Genomic DNA, 5,581 nt, shown 5'->3' with positions numbered 1-5,581 from the left:
TCAAACGACCTTGCGGCATTACCCTCAATCGTCTTCATCTCCTTAAGAAAGCCGTCCTCATCATAAATAAACTCCGGAAAACCATAGACGACATCGTCAGCAGTAAACCAGATATTATCCTCACCGGCCATAAGGGCCACTTGGCTAGCAGGCTTTCCATTCTCATCAAACTCATAAACCCTCATAAGCGGGTATAGCGCTGGCGGGTTCTGGCTGTCCTGACTGTCCTGCAGCTCTCCTTTTTCAGGAAGCCATGTCATGGTGCGGTACCGGGTATCCACATAGCTTTCATTTTCGCCATAGCGATCCATCACCACCCGACTCTCAAGCTCGCCCGGCAGCCACTGCACAACTTTTTCCTGATAGCCGTTGCCCGCATAAAGAAATGCTTGAGCCAAGCTGGCGTCTTCTGAATATTCCGGGGACGGCTCTACTGTGACCAGAAATTCAAACCCGCTTTCTGTATCACCAGAAAGGTTCGTGGTTTGAATGTGGGAAGGAAAAGGCGGTGCGGTTATCATCAAACCATTGCCATCATAGAAAATGGTATGTTGAGTTTGCGACCAGCCACCTTCCTGTTCTTTTTGCTCGATGGTTATACTATAGCCGAACTGATATCTCGCCGGGCAAAAATTATCCTCGCAAAGCACTTCTTCTTTTACCAACTGCTTACCTGACAGCGTGGGACAGATAGAAATGCGGCCGTCGCTTTCCAGATCCAACTGCTGGAGCGCAAAACTACCGTCTCCATTGGTTCCCATATTCTGCACTACAGACAACAATGCTGGTGGAAGAGGGTTATCTGATTGTTGATACTTGCAGGTCAGCCCACCTTTGCGTACGTCATCCGCCGTGTTCCATTGACCATCATTACCAGAGTCAACAACAAAGCGAGAGCGCACCGTGCTGTTCGTGCCGTAATCAAAGATTTGCATCCCTTTGATAACGCCACCTTCGCGATACTCCACTGTGGCAGGGACAGGTTCATAGGAGCCAAGTGCATCGCTATTATTGCCTCCCCCGCCGCCGCCACAGCCCGTAGCCAGAAGCATAAAAACCAGAGGAGAAAATAACGATTTAGTACTTCTTTTTTTCTGCAAAATTGGCTCCCAAAATCGGTTCATTAAAAACACTGTGCATTACCAGAGAAATAGCCTTCCGCAATCACCACCGCTGCCATGGAATCCACCCGCGGGTCTGCTTTCTGGATACCCGTACGTTCGCGGGCTTCGCGGGTGCTCAAACGTTCATCCACCAGCCACACTTTTTTCCCGAATCGCCCATGCAGACGATTGGCAAATTTACGGGCCCGTGCCGTGGACTCGCTATCACTGCCATCCATGTTCAGTGGCAACCCAACGACCAACGCCTCCGGCTCCCACTCTTTTAACAGCGCGGCAATGTCATCCCAGTTGGGCTGGGTGTTTTTGCAGGGCAGGGCTTTCAAGGGCGTGGCGGTGCCCAGCAGCGCATTACCGCTGGCCACACCGATTTTTTGTGTACCGTAATCGAAGGCAAGAATCATAGGGGCAATGAATAGTTAATAATGAATAGTTAATAGTTGCGCGATCTCGTTGCTCTGATTTTGCAAGGTTCGTGGCCGCGCCCGGTGTTGTGACCGCGGCTTCTAACCTTGCAAGAACAAGAACTTCAACCGCGCCGCTATTAATTATTAACTATTCATTATTAATTGCCTTTCAGCTGTGGCCTGCCTGCGTGGCAATCAAACTCATATCAACGCCAATGCGCGCGGCGGCCGCGTGCCAGGTTTGTTCGAAGGGGGTGTCGAGGATCAGTTCGCGACTGGCGGGGGTGCTGAGCCAGGCGTTATCCACCAGCTCCTGCTCCAGCTGCCCGGCATCCCAACCCGCATAGCCCAGGCAAATCAGGGACTGCTCCGGGCCTTCACCAATGGCGATGGCTTCGAGAATGTCACGGCTGGTGGTCAGAATCAGGCCATCACTGAGGACAGTGCTGGCGTGCCAGCGGGTGGCGGCACTGTGCAGCACAAAGCCGGCTTCCTGCTGGACCGGCCCACCGGCCACCACGCGATGCCGCTCGGAGGGCGGCACTTCGATTTCAATATCCATGTCGCTGAGGATATCACCCAGGCTGATCTGCACCGGGCGGTTGAGCGTCAGCCCCATGGCGCCCTCGCTGCTGTGCTCAACGATATAGGTAACGGAATGTTCAAAGTCCGGGTCAGCCATTTGTGGCATGGCCACCAGCAACTGGTGCTTCAAGGGTGTGTTTTCCATGGGCACAGTATCCGGGGAGGGGAGGAGCGCTGCAAGCTCAAGGAGCCCCGAGAGGGGCAACCTGGGAGAATTTCGTACATGAAGCAGGGAGGGCAAGCGCTGGAAGACCAAGCCCGGCCAGATCCGCCTTCCCTCGGACCAAGCCCGACTCGCAAAGTCTGGAGCTATCGCTGATCCGCCCCTCACCTTTCAGGCGGGCTCAAGCTCCGACTGGCAGCGGGCCCTCAATGCCACCCGAATATCATTGGCTAAATTGATCAGGCAGCTCTCCGTGCTTGACCAGTCAAGGCAAGAGTCCGTTATGGAAACCCCGTGGCGAAGCTCTTCCTTGCCTTTAACGTCGAGGCTTTGATTGCCAAAGTTAAGATGGCTTTCCATCATGAAGCCAACGACGGAGCGATTACCTTGCTGAATCTGGGAGGCAATATCACTCACCACCAAGGGCTGGCGTGTGGGATCCTTCCCTGAATTGGCGTGACTGCAATCCACCATAATGGTGGGCTCCAACCCGGCATCCGCTAATACAGCCTCACACTTCCCGACACTCTGCCTGTCGTAATTTGGCCCACCATCACCACCACGCAGCACGATATGTGAATAATCATTGCCTTTGGTTTTGATAACCGCCACCTGCCCCTGACCATTGATGCCAAGGAAGCGATGAGGATGGGAAGAAGACTTCAGCGCATTAACCGCCACCATCAAACTACCGTCAGTGGCATTCTTGAACCCCACCGGCGACGAGAGACCACTGGCCATTTCCCGATGGGTCTGGGATTCGGTGGTTCGCGCACCAATGGCATACCAGCTGATCAAATCAGACAGGTACTGTGGTGCTACCGGATCGAGAGCTTCTGTAGCCACAGGAACCCCCATTGAAGTGATCTCCATTAGGAGTTTTCTCGCGATCTGCAACCCTTCTTCTATCCTGAAACTGTTATCCAGGTGAGGGTCATTGATAAGCCCTTTCCACCCCACAGTAGTTCTGGGCTTCTCGAAATAAACCCGCATAACAATATAGAGCGTGTCGGAAAGCTTCTCGGGGAGCGCTTTTAATCTTTTTGCATACTCAAGTGCCGATTCCACATCATGGATAGAGCAAGGGCCAACAATAGCAATGAGGCGGTGATCCTTTTTTTCAAGGATGTTCTTGATGACACGGCGACTATCGCTAACCGTTTTTGCACCCGATTCAGACACTGGCATAGATGTTTTAAGCTGTTCAGGGTTGACCAGCATGAACTGGGATTCAATATTCAAATTGTCCGTATTATTGAGTTCCATTTTCAATATCCTTAAGCATCCATGCACTGATGTCAGTTCTTTACACCGTATTGGAAATCGAGATTTTTGGGGTGTACAAATGATGGCATGAAAGAGAGCGCTATCATCGTCAGCATAAACCCGTAGTCATGAAGAGGAACTTCCTCAGTCATAATATCTTTAACTGCCTCATCGTCATGATGATGAGGTCCGGTCATTCGGTAGCAAGACTGGTTAAAGGAATAAAACCATAACCTTACTAGTAGCCGAGGCTTGGTGATCAGTTTATGAAACGGGTAGTGGCAACCAATTTCTTTTGCAATAGAGTCCAGAAACATGATCTGAGAAGGCATGGATTCAGTATGATTCGGACTGAGGCACATCCACTGCTCTTCCCAATCCTTCTCTCTTTCAATTCGATCGCCAACGTCTTCGGGGAGATTGATCTTATTACTACATAAAAGGGCAAAATAGCGCGCCTGCATTTCTGAGCAAATTGGAATGCCGCCACTAATAGGACGAACAAAGCCGATCATGGCCAGGCGCCCATTATGATCCGGATGAAAAGCATGCTTGTAGAGATTTCGAACGTTATTGTCTTTAATCTCCACATTGCTCAGCAACGAAAAATCTTTCTTGAACCCCGTACACAACAGAATCTTGTCAAATTCTTCCGAAGTTGAATCATTAAAGTAAATCGTATTTCCCTCAACCCTTCCAATGCCACAATCCTTAACAACAAGCTTGTTGTTAAGGATATTAGGGACAAAACTTACATTCTTTGAGAAAATTATCTTTTGAGACCAATTCCCTTTGTCATGATGGGATTTTTTATTCCATTTGTTAATGAAATCCACCACCTCTTTTTCATTTTTTGTATCATAGTCAATTTTTGATGGGTCGCTATCCTGGCCCATATTATTCTTTCCAGGATCATTATTTTTTTTATCACCCATTATCTTTCTGTAAAGAAAGTTAGCCGGGATCGAGGCCAGACCATAGGCATTCGCAACCCCCAGAAAAATATTCCTGAGGGCCCAACTATCCTGGCTATAGGATTTCATCTGGAATTTTATTTTCGAAGCCCTGTTCCACATTTCATAATGATGAGACCGGGTGGTTAACGTGTCCGTCGAATACTTCCCGTAGATAAGACGGGGAATAAGAAAAGTATGGGACCTGATCGAAACCACGCATTTCTGGGCAACATTGGAAACTTCTCTAAGCATATCCGCACCCGACTCAGCCAGGCCGATCGCCAAAACTTTCTTACCCTCAAAGTCTTTACTATTCCGATAAGACTTGGAGTGGACAACCTCGCCAGTGAAGCCATCAATTTCACTAATTTCAGTATTGGCCGTCTTAAACGGTCCACTGCAAATTGCAACAGCCTCAAAGCGGTGGGACGACACTCTTTTATCCCCCACCTTTACCTTTACTATCCAGGAGCCATCACTTTCTCGGATCACTTCCTTGACGAGACTGTTGAATTGTATGTGTCTGGCAAGGCCAAATTTATCAGAATACTCTTCAAGATAACGAAGATATCCTTTATGGTCCGTAAACTTCCTGCCGTCTTTGAAAATAAAATCAGAAAAAGACATCATTTTCATAGAAACAGTAAGCATCATGTTGTCATAGGCCTTCATCTGCTGCCCATCATCACCACCTCGATACCATATGCCACCGACACTTTCGTTGGCATCAAAGCAAGTGACATCATGGCTTTCATCAAGCAATTGTTTGATTGTCGTTAACCCGGAAGGGCCAGCACCAATAACACAGACTTTCATAATAATTCCCGTTTATTCATTACGGTTAATACCAAGGCTGAAAAGCCTGATTACTTGATGGCGACAAGCCGCTGATTCGACAGAATTTGATCAATTCGGGATCTTGCCTGAACAACAATTTGCTCTCGCTCCCTTTTTGATCCGCCCGCATCAATAAGCTCGATGTTTCTAGCGCCGATAAATTTGCAAACAAAGCTGAAGTAAGAGCTTGCAAAGTCTTTTTCTCCACCTACCGGAGTGCCTCCCGAAGAGGTCACGATGTAGACA

Annotated in this window: 5 protein-coding genes and 1 pseudogene; all 6 read right to left on the bottom strand. The window is 49.0% G+C overall.

From position 1 onward, the window contains the following. The coding region (locus ACN0IC_RS14605; RefSeq protein ID WP_416879519.1) for a hypothetical protein at positions 1–1,100 on the bottom strand (1,100 nt) is incomplete at its 3' end. A gap of 23 nt (positions 1,101–1,123) precedes the next feature. Next, complete coding sequence (gene ruvX / locus ACN0IC_RS14600; RefSeq protein WP_416879518.1) at positions 1,124–1,525, bottom strand: Holliday junction resolvase RuvX; 402 nt, start codon at positions 1,523–1,525, stop codon at positions 1,124–1,126. Between the two features lie 172 nt (positions 1,526–1,697). Then, the gene (locus ACN0IC_RS14595; protein ID WP_007148688.1) at positions 1,698–2,258 is read right to left on the bottom strand and encodes a YqgE/AlgH family protein; all 561 of its coding nucleotides are present in this window, start codon (positions 2,256–2,258) and stop codon (positions 1,698–1,700) included. 189 nt (positions 2,259–2,447) lie between these two features. Next, a complete protein-coding gene (locus ACN0IC_RS14590; protein WP_007151473.1) occupies positions 2,448–3,542 on the bottom strand; it encodes a 3-deoxy-7-phosphoheptulonate synthase in 1,095 nt (364 codons plus the stop codon). Between the two features lie 32 nt (positions 3,543–3,574). Then, a complete protein-coding gene (locus ACN0IC_RS14585) occupies positions 3,575–5,314 on the bottom strand; it encodes a flavin-containing monooxygenase (protein WP_416879517.1) in 1,740 nt (579 codons plus the stop codon). A gap of 50 nt (positions 5,315–5,364) precedes the next feature. Next, positions 5,365–5,581: pseudogene (locus ACN0IC_RS14580) on the bottom strand (ACP phosphodiesterase); the annotation flags it as partial.

Source organism: Litorimonas sp. (assembly GCA_029936425.1).
GTDB lineage: Bacteria > Pseudomonadota > Alphaproteobacteria > Caulobacterales > Maricaulaceae > Litorimonas.
The sequence above is the reverse complement of the archived record's forward strand: the minus strand, read 5'-3'. Positions and strand labels throughout refer to the sequence as shown.